Origin of the sequence: Arthrobacter yangruifuii (genome assembly GCF_009192775.1) — a bacterium.
Classification (GTDB): Bacteria; Actinomycetota; Actinomycetes; order Actinomycetales; family Micrococcaceae; genus Arthrobacter_B; species Arthrobacter_B yangruifuii.
Map to the genome: position 1 here is coordinate 579,570 of NZ_VTFX01000005.1, position 14,919 is coordinate 594,488.

General features: G+C 67.2%; 12 protein-coding genes. 6 read left to right on the forward strand and 6 right to left on the reverse strand.

The features are described from left to right. Positions 1–41 precede the first annotated feature (41 nt). A complete protein-coding gene (locus GD627_RS13505) occupies positions 42–1,460 on the forward strand; it encodes an MFS transporter (protein ID WP_152272925.1) in 1,419 nt (472 codons plus the stop codon). A 161-nt stretch (positions 1,461–1,621) separates the two neighbouring features. On the opposite strand, the gene GD627_RS13510 is transcribed toward GD627_RS13505, so the two are convergent. Further along, positions 1,622–3,427, reverse strand: coding sequence for an acetyl/propionyl/methylcrotonyl-CoA carboxylase subunit alpha (locus GD627_RS13510; RefSeq protein WP_152272926.1), 1,806 nt, complete (start codon positions 3,425–3,427; stop codon positions 1,622–1,624). A 290-nt stretch (positions 3,428–3,717) separates the two neighbouring features. On the opposite strand from GD627_RS13510, the gene GD627_RS16895 reads away from it, so the two are divergent. Then, positions 3,718–4,668 (forward strand): hypothetical protein, encoded by a 951-nt coding sequence (locus GD627_RS16895; protein WP_246165505.1) that lies wholly within the window; start codon positions 3,718–3,720, stop codon positions 4,666–4,668. A 335-nt stretch (positions 4,669–5,003) separates the two neighbouring features. On the opposite strand, the gene GD627_RS13520 is transcribed toward GD627_RS16895, so the two are convergent. The 5 genes from GD627_RS13520 to GD627_RS13540 all read right to left on the reverse strand — a co-directional run bounded on the left by GD627_RS13520 (position 5,004) and on the right by GD627_RS13540 (position 10,996). Next, positions 5,004–5,639 (reverse strand): Maf family protein, encoded by a 636-nt coding sequence (locus GD627_RS13520; protein WP_246165506.1) that lies wholly within the window; start codon positions 5,637–5,639, stop codon positions 5,004–5,006. Between the two features lie 193 nt (positions 5,640–5,832). Further along, positions 5,833–7,227, reverse strand: coding sequence for a dicarboxylate/amino acid:cation symporter (locus GD627_RS13525; RefSeq protein ID WP_152272928.1), 1,395 nt, complete (start codon positions 7,225–7,227; stop codon positions 5,833–5,835). A 171-nt stretch (positions 7,228–7,398) separates the two neighbouring features. Beyond that, complete coding sequence (locus GD627_RS13530) at positions 7,399–9,126, reverse strand: DUF885 domain-containing protein (protein ID WP_425481924.1); 1,728 nt, start codon at positions 9,124–9,126, stop codon at positions 7,399–7,401. A gap of 44 nt (positions 9,127–9,170) precedes the next feature. Further along, complete coding sequence (locus GD627_RS13535) at positions 9,171–9,404, reverse strand: acyl-CoA carboxylase subunit epsilon (RefSeq protein WP_246165507.1); 234 nt, start codon at positions 9,402–9,404, stop codon at positions 9,171–9,173. Next, entirely contained in the window at positions 9,401–10,996 is a 1,596-nt protein-coding gene (locus GD627_RS13540) for an acyl-CoA carboxylase subunit beta (RefSeq protein ID WP_425481925.1), read from the reverse strand. The genes GD627_RS13535 and GD627_RS13540 overlap by 4 nt, the downstream gene beginning before the upstream one ends. A gap of 248 nt (positions 10,997–11,244) precedes the next feature. Here GD627_RS13540 and GD627_RS13545 point away from each other — a divergent pair, with 248 nt between their 5' ends. The 4 genes from GD627_RS13545 (at position 11,245) to GD627_RS13560 (ending at position 14,797) form a co-directional block, all read left to right on the forward strand. Then, the gene (locus tag GD627_RS13545; RefSeq protein WP_152272929.1) at positions 11,245–12,102 is read left to right on the forward strand and encodes an SDR family oxidoreductase; all 858 of its coding nucleotides are present in this window, start codon (positions 11,245–11,247) and stop codon (positions 12,100–12,102) included. Positions 12,103–12,182: 80 nt separating this feature from the next. Further along, a complete protein-coding gene (locus GD627_RS13550) occupies positions 12,183–13,049 on the forward strand; it encodes a biotin--[acetyl-CoA-carboxylase] ligase (RefSeq protein WP_246165508.1) in 867 nt (288 codons plus the stop codon). Positions 13,050–13,083: 34 nt separating this feature from the next. Further along, on the forward strand, positions 13,084–13,653 hold the full coding sequence (locus tag GD627_RS13555) for a PH domain-containing protein (protein ID WP_152272931.1): 570 nt from the start codon (positions 13,084–13,086) through the stop codon (positions 13,651–13,653). Between the two features lie 61 nt (positions 13,654–13,714). Further along, entirely contained in the window at positions 13,715–14,797 is a 1,083-nt protein-coding gene (locus GD627_RS13560) for an adenylate/guanylate cyclase domain-containing protein (protein ID WP_246165534.1), read from the forward strand. Positions 14,798–14,919: the final 122 nt, after the last annotated feature.

The window sequence follows — 14,919 nt, forward strand, 5'->3', positions numbered from 1 at the left end:
AGGATATGGATACTTCACTTCCCCTTGCGAAAGACCGTGACATGTCTACTACGAATCCCTACGCGGCACCGGCGCCGGCCAAGGCCAATTCCAAAAGCCGGGTGATTGTCGCCAGCCTTATCGGCACCTCAATCGAGTTCTACGACTTTTACGTCTATGCCACCGCCGCCGTCCTGGTCTTTCCCCGGCTTTTCTTCCCGAATGCCGAGGGCGCCACGGCCCTGCTGAGTTCCTTCGCCGTCTTCGGCGTCGCCTTTATTGCCCGTCCGCTCGGTTCGATCATCTTCGGCCACTTCGGGGACAAGGTGGGCCGCAAGGGGACTCTGGTGGCTTCGCTGCTGACCATGGGCATCGCGACCTTCCTGATCGGCTGCCTGCCCACCGCGGAGCTGGACGGCTGGACCTTCTGGGCGCCGGCGCTGCTGGTGGTGATGCGCTTTGCGCAGGGCCTGGCACTCGGCGGCGAGTGGAGCGGTGCAGCCCTGCTGGCCACGGAAAACGCCCCGGCCAACAAGCGTGCCGTCTGGGGAACGTTCCCGCAGCTGGGTGCGCCCATCGGGTTCATCCTGGCCAACGGCCTGTTCCTGCTGCTGAGCATGCAGCTGACCGACGAGCAGTTCATGTCCTGGGGCTGGCGGGTGCCGTTCCTGGCCAGCGCCGTCATGGTGATCGTCGGACTCTACGTCCGGCTGAAGCTGGTGGAGACCCCGGCCTTCCAGAAGGTCCTCGACTCCGGCGAAGTCCGCAAGCTGCCGCTGGGCCAGGCCTTCCGGTTCAGCTGGCGCCAGATGATTGCCGGCACGTTCATCATGCTGGCCACGTACGTGCTGTTCTACCTGATGACCACCTTCACCCTGTCCTACGGCACCGCCGCCAAGACGGAGGAAGCAGCCCGTGCCGCAGCGGAGAAGACGGGCAAGGCCTTTGATCCCGAGACGTTCGCCGCGGGCCTGGGCTACGCCCGCAACGACTTCCTGGTCATGCTGATCATCGGTGTGGTGTTCTTCGGCATCTTCACCATGGTTTCCGGACCGTTGGCGGAGAAGTTCGGACGGCGCAAGACGCTGCTGACGGTGACTGCCGGGATCTTCGTCTTCGGCTTCACCTTCGCTCCGCTGTTCGACGGCGGCACCGCCGGCGTCATGACCGTGCTGATCATCGGCTTCACCCTGATGGGCCTGACCTTCGGGCCGATGGGTGCCATGCTGCCGGAGCTGTTCCCGACGAATGTGCGGTACACCGGTTCGGCCATCGCATACAACTTCTCCTCGATCCTGGGCGCTGCGGTGGCGCCGTTCATCGCCGTCGCCCTGTGGCAGGCCGCGGACGGCAGCCCCTGGCTGGTGGGCGTGTACCTCAGCTCCATGGCGGTGCTGACGCTGATCGCGCTGTTCGTCACCAAGGAAACCCGCGACGTCGACTATGAGAACAACGCCAGCGACGGCGTGAAGGTGGGCTGACCAGCCCCGGCCTGACCGGCTGCGACGGCAAAGGCCCGGTTCCCTGAGGGGAACCGGGCCTGCTGCGTTTTCGGGGCTTCTACTGACTACCGGGAAATGGCCCCTTGATCTGTTGACGAGGCCGGTATCCGCCCCGGCGTCCCGCCGCCAGCGGCTCCGGTTTAGTCCAGGATCGAGGCGATGACGGCGCCGGCGGATACTGTCGCGCCGGGGACGGCGCCCAGGCCGGAGATGGTGCCGGACTTGTGCGCCGTCAGCGGCTGCTCCATCTTCATGGCTTCCAGCACCACCACCAGATCACCTTCGCGGACCACTGCTCCGTCCTCGACGGCCACCTTGACGATGGTTCCCTGCATGGGGGAGGTGAGGTCATCGCCCGCGGCTGCAGCGGACGCGCCGCCGCGGGACCGCTTGCGTGCCTTGCCGTTGCTGCGGGCACCGTTGGCGCCCTGAGCGCCGGAGCCGCCGCCCAGGCCGGCCGGGAGCACCACTTCAAGGCGCTTGCCGCCTACTTCAACGGTGACGCGGCGGCGCTCGTCGTCGTCCCCCGTGCCCGCCTCGCCGGTCCAGGCCGGAATGGTGTTCACGAAGTCCGTTTCGATCCAGCGCGTATGGACGCCGAACGCTTCTTCGTTGGTGAAGGCCGGGTCCGCTGTGACGGCGCGGTGGAAAGGCAGCACCGTCGGCATGCCGACGACGTCGATCTCGGCCAGGGCACGCCGTGCCCGCTGCAGCGCCTCGCGGCGGGTGGCGCCGGTGACAATGAGCTTGGCGAGCATGGAATCGAAGTTGCCGCCCACGGTTTCGCCCGCTTCAATGCCGGAGTCCACCCGGACGCCGGGGCCGGTGGGCAGCTTGAATTCCGAGACGGTGCCGGGGGCGGGCATGAAGTTGCGGCCCGGATCCTCACCGTTGATCCGGAATTCGAAGGAGTGGCCGCGGACTTCCGGATCGTTGTAACCCAGGGCTTCGCCGCGGGCGATGCGGAACTGTTCGCGGACCAGATCCAGCCCGGAGACCTCCTCGGAGACCGGGTGCTCCACCTGGAGGCGTGTATTGACCTCGAGGAAGGAAATGGTGCCGTCGGTTCCCACCAGGAATTCGCAGGTTCCGGCGCCCTGGTAACCGGCTTCCTTCAGGATGGCCTTCGACGCCGCGTACAGGCGGGAGTTCTGCTCTTCGGAGAGGAAGGGTGCGGGGGCCTCCTCCACCAGCTTCTGGTTCCGGCGCTGCAGGGAGCAGTCTCGGGTGGAAACGACGACGACGTTGCCGTAGGCGTCCGCCAGGCACTGGGTTTCCACGTGGCGGGGTGCATCCAGGAAGCGCTCGATGAAGCACTCGCCGCGGCCGAAGGCTGCCGTTGCCTCCCGGACGGCGGACTCGAACATCTCGGGGATTTCCTCGCGGGTGCGGGCAACCTTGATGCCGCGGCCGCCGCCGCCGAAGGCTGCCTTGATGGCCAGCGGCAGCCCGTGCCGGTCTGCGAAGTCCAGGACGTCCTGCGCGGATTCCACCGGATCGGGGGTACCGGGAACCAACGGGGCGCCGACCTTGGCGGCAATGTGCCGGGCCTGGACCTTGTCCCCGAGCGAGGAAATGGCGCTGGGGGAGGGGCCGATCCAGGTCAGGCCGGCGTCGATGACGCACTGGGCAAACTCGGCGTTCTCGGAGAGGAAGCCGTACCCGGGGTGGATGGCATCCGCGCCCGAGCGGGCGGCGGCGTCGAGGATCTTGCCCATGTCCAGATAGGACTCGGCGGCGGTGCTGCCACCCAGGGCATAGGCCTCGTCGGCGAGGCGGACGTGCAGGGCGTCGCGGTCCGGCTCGGCGTAGACCGCCACGGCGGTAATTCCTTCATCGCGGGCGGCGCGGATGACGCGGACTGCGATCTCGCCGCGGTTGGCAATGAGGATCTTGCTAAGTGCCTTGGCGGGGGTCGCCGCAGGCGCGGGGGTGTTCTGGCTCATTGGTGCACTGGCTCCTTTTGATCTGTTCGGAGCCTAGCGTGGTTTTGTGGTCTCGAGCCATAATACGTGCTGTTTCTGCGTGGGAGAGCGCCGTTCGTTGTGGGGATTCTACAAAGCGGCCGGTGTCCGCGGGACTCGGGCGTTTGTCTGGCGTGTGTTCTTCCGGGGTCTCTCGGGTCGGGTGTCGGAGGCCGGAACTGTTCCTCCCCAAGCCGCACATGGGCAGGAGCAGCCCGCAGCCGGGGCAGCCGCGCCGGACCCGCACGCAGACCTCAGCATGTAATAGCCGCATGAGATCTCCCAGTCCGCTGCCCTCATCCCTTCAAGGGGTGCCGTTTACCCTGCAGGCCGCTGAATCCTGCGGGCTGGGCCGGGGCAGGCTGCGTGCTTCCGACCTTCGAATCCCCAGTCGATCCATCCGGGTGCCCGGCAGCGGGCCGTTCCGGCTGGCAGAGCGCTGCCGGCCTTACGTGGAACTGATGCCGGACGCCGTCATAAGCCACTCCACGGCTGCACGCCTGCACGGGCTAGTGCTGCCGCGGCGGCTGTTTGAGGAACGCGTGCTGCACCTGAGCAGACGTCCCGGACAGGGGGTGCCTAGGCGCCGGAATGTTGCGGGGCACCGTCTGGATCTGGAGGAGCAGGAGAAGACCTGGGTTCAGGGGATACCAGTGACCGCGCTCGCCCGAACCTGGCTGGACTGCGCCGGAATGCTCAGCCGGGATGAACTCATAGTGATGGGGGACCAGATTGTCAGCGAACACCGCCGCAGCTTTGGCCCGCCCCGCGTGGCACTTGTGCCATTGGTGCATCTGAGGGAGTACATCGATGCCAAGGCCCGGTCAGCCCACATTCGCAAGTGCAGGGAAGCGCTGGAGCTCGTCCGGGTGGGGGTGGATTCCCCGCCGGAAACCCTGCTCCGGCTGATGCTGCAGGATGACCCGGAGTTGCCGGAGTTCCTGCCCAATGTCGCCGTCTGCGATGCGGCGGGGCATCCGCAGGTATGGACGGATCTCGGCTGCAGGGAATTCCGGACGTGCCTCGAGTACGAGGGAGGGCACCACCTCACGCCGGAACAGCAGGCCAGGGATCACTACCGGGATCTGAAAACGGCCGAGCTGGGGTGGGTGCAGGTCAAGATCAGCAAGATTGATGTCGCCCGGGGTCCCGGTTGCGTCAGGGCCAAAGTCCGAAGGGGCCTGGTTCTGGCCGGGTGGTCTCGGCTCCGACGCAGCCCGTAGGCTGGAAGGCCCTTTTTGGGTTGGGTGGCCGTTCCGGGCGCACCGATAGTACAGATAAGGGCCCTTTTTGGGTCGGGTGGCCGTTCCGGGCGCACCGATAGTACAGATAAGGGCCCTATCCGGCGCTCAAAAGCCCCTTATCTGTACTATCGGCGGGGCGGAAGCGGGGATGAAGCAGGGATGAAGCGGGGATGAAGCGGGGAAGAAGCGGGGATGAAGCAGGGAAGCGGGGATGAAGCGGGGGAAACGCGGACCCGGACCAGCCCGGAGCCGCAGGGAGGGGGGAGCCGCAGCGCAGTCCGGCCGTATCAAGGGTGAGCCCTGAATGCAGGAAGCTACTTCCAGAGGTCGATAATCCGCACATCGGCGCTGGCCAGCAGCTGGCGCAGCGTCGAAACGGACAGCCCGACGACGGCGTGCGGATCTCCGACGACCCGCTCGATAAAGGCCCCGCCGAGGGAGTCGATCGTGAAGGAACCGGCCACCTGAAGCGGTTCCCCCGTGACGATGTAGGCCTCGATCTCGTCGTCGGTCAGCTTCGCGAAGTGCACCTCGGCAGAGGACACTGCGCCGAGTGTGGCACCGGACCCGTCCTCGTCGGTGTCGCGGCAGTCCACCAGCCAGTGCCCGGTGTGCAGTACCCCGGAGGAACCGCTCATCCGGCGGATCCGTTCGCGGGCGACGTCGGCCTCCCACGGCTTGCCGTGCGCCTCGCCGTCGAACTCGAACACCGAATCGCAGCCGATCACCAGCGCGCCGTCGGCCTCGGGCAGGGAGGCGACGGCCTCGGCCTTGGCCCGGGCCAGCAGGAGGGCGGTGTCATGGGGATCGGTCAGGCCGTAGCGGGCGGTGACGGCGTCTTCGTCGACGTCGGACACGAGGACGGTGTGGCTGATGCCGGCATCGGTCAGCAGCTTGGTGCGGGCGGGGGAGGCGGAGGCCAGAATGAGGCTCAGGTTCGGGTTGGTCACGGGATCAAGCCTAGTGCGGGCGGGGACGGGCATGCTAACCGCCCGGAACGGGCACGGTAACCGCCCGGAACCGGGGCAGCGCGGACGGGCACGGTAACCGCCCGGAACCGGGGCAGCGCGGGGACCGGCCCGGAAAACGAAAAACGCCGGGCCGCCCCCGAAGGGACGGCCCGGCGTCGAATCCCGAAAGGGATCAGCTCTTGGATGCGACGGGCAGAGCAACCTCAACCTGCTCGGAATCATCCACGAACGGATCGCCCTGGCGGCGTGCGTTGTACAAAGCGGTGTCCAGCAGCCCGTTGCGCTTGGCCACCAGGGTGGGGACGACGGTCTGGCCCGCCACGTTGACGGCGGTGCGGCCCATGTCCAGGATCGGGTCGATGGACAGCAGCAGGCCGACGCCGGCCAGCGGCAGGCCCAGGGTGGACAGGGTCAGCGTGAGCATCACGACGGCGCCGGTGGTGCCAGCGGTTGCAGCGGATCCCAGGACGGAGACCAGGGCGATCAGCAGGTACTGGGTGAACCCGAGGTCGATGTTGAAGAACTGGGCCACGAAGATCGCGGAAACGGCCGGGTAGATCGAGGCGCAGCCGTCCATCTTGGTGGTGGCGCCCAGCGGCACGGCGAAGGATGCATAGGCCCGGGAAACGCCGAGGTTCCGTTCGGTGACGCGCTGGGTCAGCGGCAGCGTTCCCACGGAGGAGCGGGAAACGAAGGCCAGCTGGATGGCCGGCCAGGCGCCGGAGAACCACTGGCGGACGGAGAGGCCGTGCGCCTTGATCAGCACCGGGTAGACGCCGAAGAGCACCAGGAACAGGCCGATGTAAATGGTCAGGGCGAACATGCCCAGGGACCCGATGGTGTCCCAGCCGTAGGTGGCGACGGCGGTGCCGATCAGGCCGACCGTGCCGACCGGCGCCAGGCGGATGATCCACCAGAGGACCTTCTGGATGACGGCCAGGGCGGAGGCGTTCAGGGCCAGGAACGGTTCGGCGGGCTTGCCGACCTTCAGGGCGGCAATGCCGACGGCGATGGCGATCACGAGGATCTGCAGCACGTTGAAGCTGACGCTGGTGGTGACGTCACCGGATTCGGCCACCTTGGAGCTGGCACCCAGTCCCAGGAAGTTGCCCGGCACCAGGCCGGTCAGGAACCCGACCCAGCTGCCCTGGCTGCCGCTGAACTCCGCGTCCTTGCTGACCGAGGCGTTGTCCCCGGGCTGCATGAACACCCCGAGCAGGATGCCGATGGTCACGCTGATCAGAGCCGTGATGCCGAACCAGAGCAAGGTCTGCCAGGCCAGCCGGGCGGCGTTGGAAACGGCCCGGAGATTGGCGATCGAGCTGACCACCGCGGTGAAGATCAGGGGAACAACAGCGGCCTTCAGCAGGGAAACGTAGCTGCTGCCGATGGTGTCCAGCGTGGTGGTGAGCCAGTTCGGCTCATCGTCGACGGTGCCCATGGTCTTGGCCAGCAGACCCAGTGCCACGCCGGCAATGAGGGCGGCGATGATCTGCGGTCCGAAGGACGTTACCCATGTGGGCAGCCGCCGGGCGGTGGATTCGGGGGAGGAAGTCTGTGAGGTCACGGAAAGACTCTAGCCGCCAGCCCATATCAGACAGGACTAAAAGTTGCGAAATGTTACGGGAATAAAAAGCGCTGATACCAAGTAGTTCCGCATCGAAGCCGCGCCGGAGCCGCCCGGAAGCACAATGGCCCGGGAAATTTCCCGGGCCATTGTGACAAAGCTCGCAGGCGCCTAGTCGCCGAGCAGGGCCCGCCGCAGCGTATCCAGGCCGACGGACCCCAGCTGCAGGGCACGGGTGTGGAAGGACTTCTCGTCAAAGGCGTCGCCCTCGCGGCTGCGGACCTCGTCGCGGATCTGTTCCCAGAGCCGCTGGCCCAGCTTGTAGGAGGGAGCCTGGCCCGGCCAGCCGAGGTAGCGGGTGAACTCGAAGTTCAGCTGGCCTTCGCTGATGGTCAGGTTCTGCTTCAGGAAGTCATATCCCTTGTCCGCGGTCCAGGTGCCTTCGCCCCAGCGTTCCGGAATCTCCAGTTCCAGATGGACGCCGATATCGAAGACCACGCGGGCGGCGCGCATCCGCTGCGCGTCCAGCATGCCCATCCGGTCTCCGGGATCGCTGAGGTAGCCCAGCTGCTCCATGAGCCGTTCGGCGTAGAGTGCCCAGCCTTCTCCGTGCCCGGAAACCCAGCAGACGTTGCGCCGCCAGTCGTTGAGCAGGCCGCGGGATGCCGTCGCCGTCGCAATCTGCAGGTGGTGGCCCGGAACGCCCTCGTGGTAGACGGTGGTGGTTTCCTGCCAGGTGGTGAAGGTGTCCTCGCCGGCCGGCACGGACCACCACATGCGGCCCGGGCGGGAGAAGTCATCGCTGGGCCCGGTGTAGTAGATGCCGCCCTCCTGGGTGGGGGCGATCATGCACTCGATCCGGCGCATCGGCTCGGTGATCTCGAAGTGGGAGCCGGACAGGTCCGCCACGGCACGGTCAGCCAGGTCCTGCATCCAGGCCTGCAGTTCCTCGGTGCCGTGCAGCTGGCGTGCCGGGTCCTCGTCGAGGATGCGCATGGCCTCGGCCACGCTTGCGCCGGGGCGGATCTGCTCGGCCACGGCTTCCTGCTCCGCGATGATGCGGTCCAATTCCTCCACGCCCCAGGCATAGGTTTCCTCCAGATCCAGGGTGGATCCCAGGAACTGCCGGGACATCAGGGCGTAGCGTTCGCGGCCGACGGCGTCCTGTTCCGGCGCTTCCGGAAGCAGTTCATCCGCCAGGAAGGCGGCAAGGTTGGTGTATGCGCGGCGGGCGGCGTCGGCGCCGGTCCGCAGCTCGGTGAGCAGCCCGGCGGGCAGCTCGCCGCCTTCGGGCAGGGAGGCGTTGGCGGCGAGGGCGTCGAAGAAGCCGCCGTCCTCGGCGTAGGCGGAGGCCTGCTCCATCACGATCTTCACCTGGCGGCGGGCGGCTACCCGGCCGCGCTCTACGCCGCAGCGCAGGCTGGTGATGTAGCCGGCAACGGCGTCGTCGACGTTGTGCAGCCGGCCGGCAATGTGTCGCCACTGCTCCTCGGTGTCGGTTGGCATCAGGTCGAAGATGCTGCGGATCCCCTGGGCGGGGGAGGCGATGTTGTTCAGCTCGGCGAGGTCCCAGCCGGACTCGTGGATCTCCAGGTCCAGGCCAAGGCGTTCGTGCATGGCGTCCAGGGTGACACGGTCCACGTCATCGGAAGGCACCAGGCCGTCCAGCCGGTGCAGCGTTTCCCGGATGGCCTCGGCATACGATTCCAGCCCGGCGGGTGAGTAGTCGCTGTATTCGGTTTCGTGCCCCGGGATGCCCAGGGACGTGGCGAAGGACGGATCCAGGTGCAGCAGGGCTGCGGTGAAGGCATCGGCAACGGCGTCGATGGCGGTGGGCTGGCGCACCGGGGCGTTCCCCGCGGTGGACAAAGGTTCGGAAGGTGATGTCTGTTCGGTCACAAAGGTAGCCTAACCGCACATCCGTCAGTCCGCTGTCTTTGTGTCTAGCGGAAACTCCGCCGCCAGGACCCGGGCCCGGGCTTCGGGTCCAGACGCAGATTGCGCCGCCGCACCCAGGCACGGTGGGCCGGCCGGACCGGGGTGGGCGGTGCAGCCTGGGCCGCCAGTCCGACGACGACGGCGGTCAGCGCCGCGAGCTCCTCTTCCGTGGGATTGCCCGCGGTTACCGAAAGCAAAGGTTCGGCAACCGGTTCCGGCTCCCCGTTGGCGGTACTCACAGCGGCATGTTCCCGTGTTTCTTGGCGGGCAGGGCGGCCCGCTTGTCCCGCAGTGCCCGCAGGCCGCGGATCAGCAGCAGCCGGGTCTCGGAGGGAGCAATGACCGCATCCACGTAGCCGAGTTCCGCGGCCTGGTAGGGGTTCAACAGCTCGTCTTCATACTGCTCGATATATTGGCGACGGACGTCCTCAACGTCGCCGCCGGCGTCGGCCGCTGCCTTCAGCGGTGCGCGGTACAGGATGTTCACCGCGCCCTGGGCGCCCATGACACCGATCTGCGCCGTGGGCCAGGCGAGGTTCAGGTCCGCGCCGAGCTTCTTCGAGCCCATCACGATGTACGCGCCGCCGTAGGCCTTGCGGGTGATGACGGTCAGCTTGGGCACGGTGGCCTCGGCGTACGCATAGAGCAGCTTGGCGCCGCGTCGGATGATGCCCTGGAACTCCTGGTCCTTGCCCGGCAGGAAGCCCGGAACATCCACGAAGGTCAGAATCGGAATGTTGAAGGCATCGCAGTTGCGCACGAAGCGGGCTGCCTTCTCCGAGGCGGCAATGTCCAGGGTTCCGGCAAACTGCATCGGCTGGTTGGCGACGATGCCGACGGTGTGGCCCTCCACCCGGCCGTAGCCGATGATCACGTTGGGTGCGTACAGGGCCTGCATTTCCAGGAAATGCCCGTCGTCGAGGACATTCTCGATGACGGCGCGGATGTCGTACGGCTGGTTCGCGGAGTCCGGGATCAGTTCGTCGAGGGCAAGGTCCTCGGCGGTGGGCTCGGGGTCCTGGTCGAAGGCGGTCAGCGGTGCTTCGGCGAGGTTGTTCGAGGGGAGGAAATCCAGCAGCTCGCGGACAAACTCGATGGCGTCCTCTTCGTCGGAGGCGAGGTAGGCGGAGGTGCCGGTGTTGGTGTTGTGCTGGCGGGCGCCGCCCAGTGTCTCCATGTCCACGTCTTCGCCGGTGACGGTCTTGATGACGTCTGGTCCGGTGATGAACATGTGCGAGGTCTTGTCCACCATCACCACGAAGTCCGTGAGGGCGGGGGAGTAGGCGGCGCCGCCGGCGGACGGGCCCATGATCAGCGAAATCTGGGGAACGACGCCGGAGGCGTGGACATTGTTGCGGAAAATATCGGCGAACATCGCCAGCGAGGCGACGCCTTCCTGGATGCGGGCACCGCCGCCGTCCAGGATGCCGATGACCGGGCAGCCGTTGCGCAGGGCAAATTCCTGGACCTTGACGATCTTCTCGCCGTTGACCTGGCTGAGGGAACCGCCGTAGACGCTGAAGTCCTGGCTGTAGACGGCCACCGGACGTCCGTCCACGGTGGCGTAGCCGGAGACCAGTCCGTCGCCGAGGGGTTTCTTCTTCTCCATGCCGAAGGCGGTGGAGCGGTGGACGGCCAGGGCATCGAACTCGACGAAGGAGCCGGCGTCCACCAGCAGGTCGATCCGCTCGCGGGCGGTGTGCTTTCCGCGGGCGTGCTGCTTTTCCACTGCGGCGGATCCGGAGGGGACCGCTGCTGCGGCCCGGCGGCGCCGGAAGTCAGCGATTTTGCCGGCCGTCGTATGCAGGGACAGGTCCTGGTCGATGCTCAAAGGGTCCTCCGGGTGCTTCGGTGTGGACGCTGCCGGGCCTACGGAGGATTCCGACGGAGAGGCAGTGCAAGGGTGTTAAGTAGGTTCCGCACAAAGATCAGAACGTTTTACCCAGTCTAGTGAGCCGGACCGCAGGGATTGAGTGTAGAAAACCTACAATTTCGTCTCCTGCCGGTTGGTCGGGTCCGTTGCGACCGCCCGATGTTACTGGCTAGTAACATCGGCGTGAGGTGCATTACCCTGTGGCTATGAGCATCCCCAACAGCACCCCGGAAACGGCGCCCAGGTCCCTCGCAGGACGCACCATCCTCATGTCCGGCGGAAGCCGTGGCATTGGGCTCGCTATCGCCCTGCGCGCAGCAGCGGACGGCGCCAACATTGCCATGCTCGCCAAGACGGCGGAGCCGCACCCCAAGCTCGAGGGGACCGTCTACACGGCCGCCGAGCAGTTGGAGGCCGCCGGCGGCAAGGCCCTGCCGATCATCGGCGACGTGCGCCGCGACGAAGACGTTGCCCGCGCCGTCGAAACCACCCTGGAGCAGTTCGGCGGCATCGATATTGTCCTGAACAACGCCTCCGCCATTGACCTCTCCGGCACCGGCGCCGTGACCATGAAGAGCTACGACCTGATGGCCGACATCAACACCCGCGGCACGTTTATGCTCTCGAAGTTCTCGCTGGACGCCCTGCGCCGCTCGGACAACGGGCACATCCTGACGCTGTCCCCGCCCCTGAACCTGGATCCCAAGTGGGCCGGCGGCTACCTGGCCTACACCATGGCCAAGTACGGCATGTCCCTCACTACCCTCGGGCTGGCCGAGGAGCTGAAGGACGACGGCGTGTCCGTGAACTCGCTCTGGCCGGTCACCGGCATCAACACCGCCGCCATCCGCAACATGCCCGGAGGCGAGAAGCTGGCCGCGGCCTCCCGCAGCGCGGACATCATGGCGGATGCCGCCCACGCGATCCTCACCCGTCCGAGCGGGCGCTCCACCGGCAACTTCTTCACCGACGAAGAGGTGCTGCGCGAGGAGGGCGTCACCGATTTCGGCCGCTACGCCCCCGGAGTCCCGGCGGAGAAGCTGATGCCGGACTTCTTCCTCTAACCGCCGCTGCCGGGCCGGGCGCGAAGGGAATGTCAGGGCGCCCGCGTAAGATCGGAAGAATGCAACTGCACTACTCCAGCATGGAAAGACCGGCCCTGGATCCCGCCCGCCTCAGGGCGGAGCTGGTGGCACCCAACGGTCCCCTCGCTGCGCTGGACGTGGTGCAGGAGACCGGGTCCACCAATACGGACCTGGCGGACGCGGCACGCCTGCGTCCCTGGGAAGTTCCGGACCTGACGGTCCTGACCGCCGAGCTGCAGACCGCCGGCCGCGGGCGGATGGAGCGCAGCTGGGTGGCCCCGGAGCGTTCCTCACTGTTTGTCAGCGTGCTCCTGCGTCCGGTGAATTCCTCCGGCCGGCCCCTGCCCACGGTCTCCTACGGCTGGCTGTCGCTGCTGGCCGCCCTGGCCCTGGCCGAAAGCGTGGCCGCGCGCACCGGCGTCGAGGCCCGGCTGAAATGGCCCAATGACGTTATGGTGGACGGCCGGAAGCTCGCCGGAGTGCTGGCACAGCTGGTTCCGGCGTCCGACGGCGGCCCGCCGGCCGTGGTGGTCGGCGCCGGCCTGAACGTCAGCCTGACCGACGAGGACCTGCCGGTCCCCACGGCCACCAGCCTGCTGATGGAGTACGCCTCCACCACTGACCGCAATATCCTGCTCCAGGATTACCTGCTCGCACTGGTGTCCCGGTACCGGGCCTTCTGCTCCGTGGACGGAGATCCCGAGGCGGTGCCCGCCGGAAAGCAGTGCTCCCTGCGGGACGAGGTCACCGCGCGCCTGGCCACCCTGGGCCGGCGCGTCAGTGCGCAGCTGCCCGGCGGCGGCGTGCTGACCGGCCGCGCGGTAACGATGGCGCCCACCGGTGCCCTGGTGATTGTTGACGACGCCGGTGCCGCACACACTGTCAGCGCCGCCGACGTCGTGCATCTGCGCCCCGAGCAGCCGTGAGGTCCGTCCCGCCCCGGCTGCGGGGAGGCGCCCCGTGCGCCTGAAACTGTCTTCCGGCGAGCACATCATCGCCGCCGGCCGCCCGCACGCGCGCTCCCTGTGGAAGCCGCTGGTCCTCGCGGGTATTATCGGCGCGCTGGCCGGCTACGTGATCGGCTGGCTGGGCCGGGACACCCTGCCCGGGCAGCTGGCGGAGTGGAGCCCGTACCTGCAGCCGGCGGTCTTCGGTCTGGCGGTGCTGGTGCTCGCCCGCTACTGCCTGCCGCCGCTGCTTCGGTGGTTCGCCGGGCGGATCATCCTCACGGACCGGAGGCTGATCCAGCGGCAGGGGGTCCTGGTGCGCCGTGAGCATGAAATAGCCCTCGCCGCCATCTACCAGCTGGAAATCCGCCAGTCCGTGACGGACCGGATGCAGCGCAGCGGCACCCTCATCCTTGACCTGGGCCACGGCCGGATTATGCAGTATCCGTCGGTGCCCGAGGTGCACCGGTTCCGCTCCATGGTGGTGGCGGCCATCGGGCAGCTGCCGCTGACGGCCATGTTCGATGGTGTAGATATGGAAGGAGACAGGGGATACGACTACGAAGGGAGGGACGATGACTGAAACCGGCCACGGTGAGTCCGGACCCGCCAGCCACCCCGAACCGATGCCCCGCCCCGAACGCATGCCGGTGCAGGCGCCGCGTCCCGACTATTCGCGGGCCAGCACGGGAACCGACATTGACCGGGAAGACGTCCGCCGGCTCGAAGCGCAGCTACTCGGCGGTCCGCGGACCCTGAAGCGCCGTGAAGCGGCCGCGGAAGCGGGCGTGTCCCTGCTGTCCGCCCGTAAGCTCTGGCGGGCCATGGGCTTTCCGAACCTCGACGACGACGCCGTCTTTTTCACCGAACAGGACCGTGAGGCCCTGAGCACCGTGATTGAACTGGTCCGCGATGAGCAGCTGACCGAGGACGCGGCTATTTCCATCATGCGGTCCATCGGGCAGATGACGGACCGGATGGTGGTCTGGCAGGTCGAAGCGCTGGTGGAGGAAATGGTGGTCCGCCGCGGGATCACTGATGCCGAAGCCCGCAAGCGGCTGGTCGAGGCCCTTCCCGATCTCATCGAGCCGCTGGAAAAGACCCTCGTCTACGCGTGGAAACGCCAGCTCAATGCCGCCGTCCAGCGTCTGGCCCTGCGCGCCGAAGCCGGGCTGGCAAGCCACGACGACGCCGCCTCCGACGACGCTCCGCTGCCGTTGGCACGCGCCGTGGGATTCGCTGATCTGGTCTCCTACACCAGCCTTTCGCGGCAGATGAATGAAAAAACGTTGGCCCAGATGGTGCAGCGCTTTGAGCACAAGTGCGCGGAAATCATCTCGGTGGGCGGCGGCCGGCTGGTCAAGACCATCGGCGACGAGGTCCTGTTCAACGCTGAATCCCCGGAGGCCGGCGCGGAAATCTCCCTGGCGCTGGCCAAGGCGTTCACGGAGGATGAGCTGCTGCCCTCGGCGCGTGTATCCCTGGTCTGGGGCCGGGTGCTCTCCCGGCTGGGGGATATCTACGGTCCCACCGTCAATCTCGCCTCCCGGCTGACCTCCCTGGCGGAACCGGGCACCGTCCTCACCGATGCCTCCACTGCCGCCGCCCTGAAGGACAATCCAAAGTTCGTGCTCATTCCGCACCAGCCGCGCAATGTCCGTGGCTTCGGTGAAATCCATCCGGTGACCCTGGCCCGGGGAACCGGATCGGGTCTCGTGATCGACTGACGGTTGTTCCGGGGGCCTCCCGCCCCGCGGCTCCGCCCGGCGTCGAAGCCGGAGGCGCCGGCGTCGGTTAGGGTATGACAGAGAACGCGTTAGCCAGATCACTTTAGTAAACCTGCCGGATA

Excerpts from the sequence above, each read along its gene's own strand:
- GD627_RS13505 (WP_152272925.1), top strand. The coding sequence starts at position 42 with ATGTCTACTACGAATCCCTACGCGGCACCGGCGCCGGCCAAGGCCAAT.
- GD627_RS13510 (WP_152272926.1), bottom strand. The coding sequence starts at position 3,427 with ATGAGCCAGAACACCCCCGCGCCTGCGGCGACCCCCGCCAAGGCACTT.
- GD627_RS16895 (WP_246165505.1), top strand. The coding sequence starts at position 3,718 with ATGAGATCTCCCAGTCCGCTGCCCTCATCCCTTCAAGGGGTGCCGTTT.
- GD627_RS13545 (WP_152272929.1), top strand. The coding sequence starts at position 11,245 with ATGAGCATCCCCAACAGCACCCCGGAAACGGCGCCCAGGTCCCTCGCA.
- GD627_RS13550 (WP_246165508.1), top strand. The coding sequence starts at position 12,183 with ATGGAAAGACCGGCCCTGGATCCCGCCCGCCTCAGGGCGGAGCTGGTG.
- GD627_RS13560 (WP_246165534.1), top strand. The coding sequence starts at position 13,715 with ATGCCGGTGCAGGCGCCGCGTCCCGACTATTCGCGGGCCAGCACGGGA.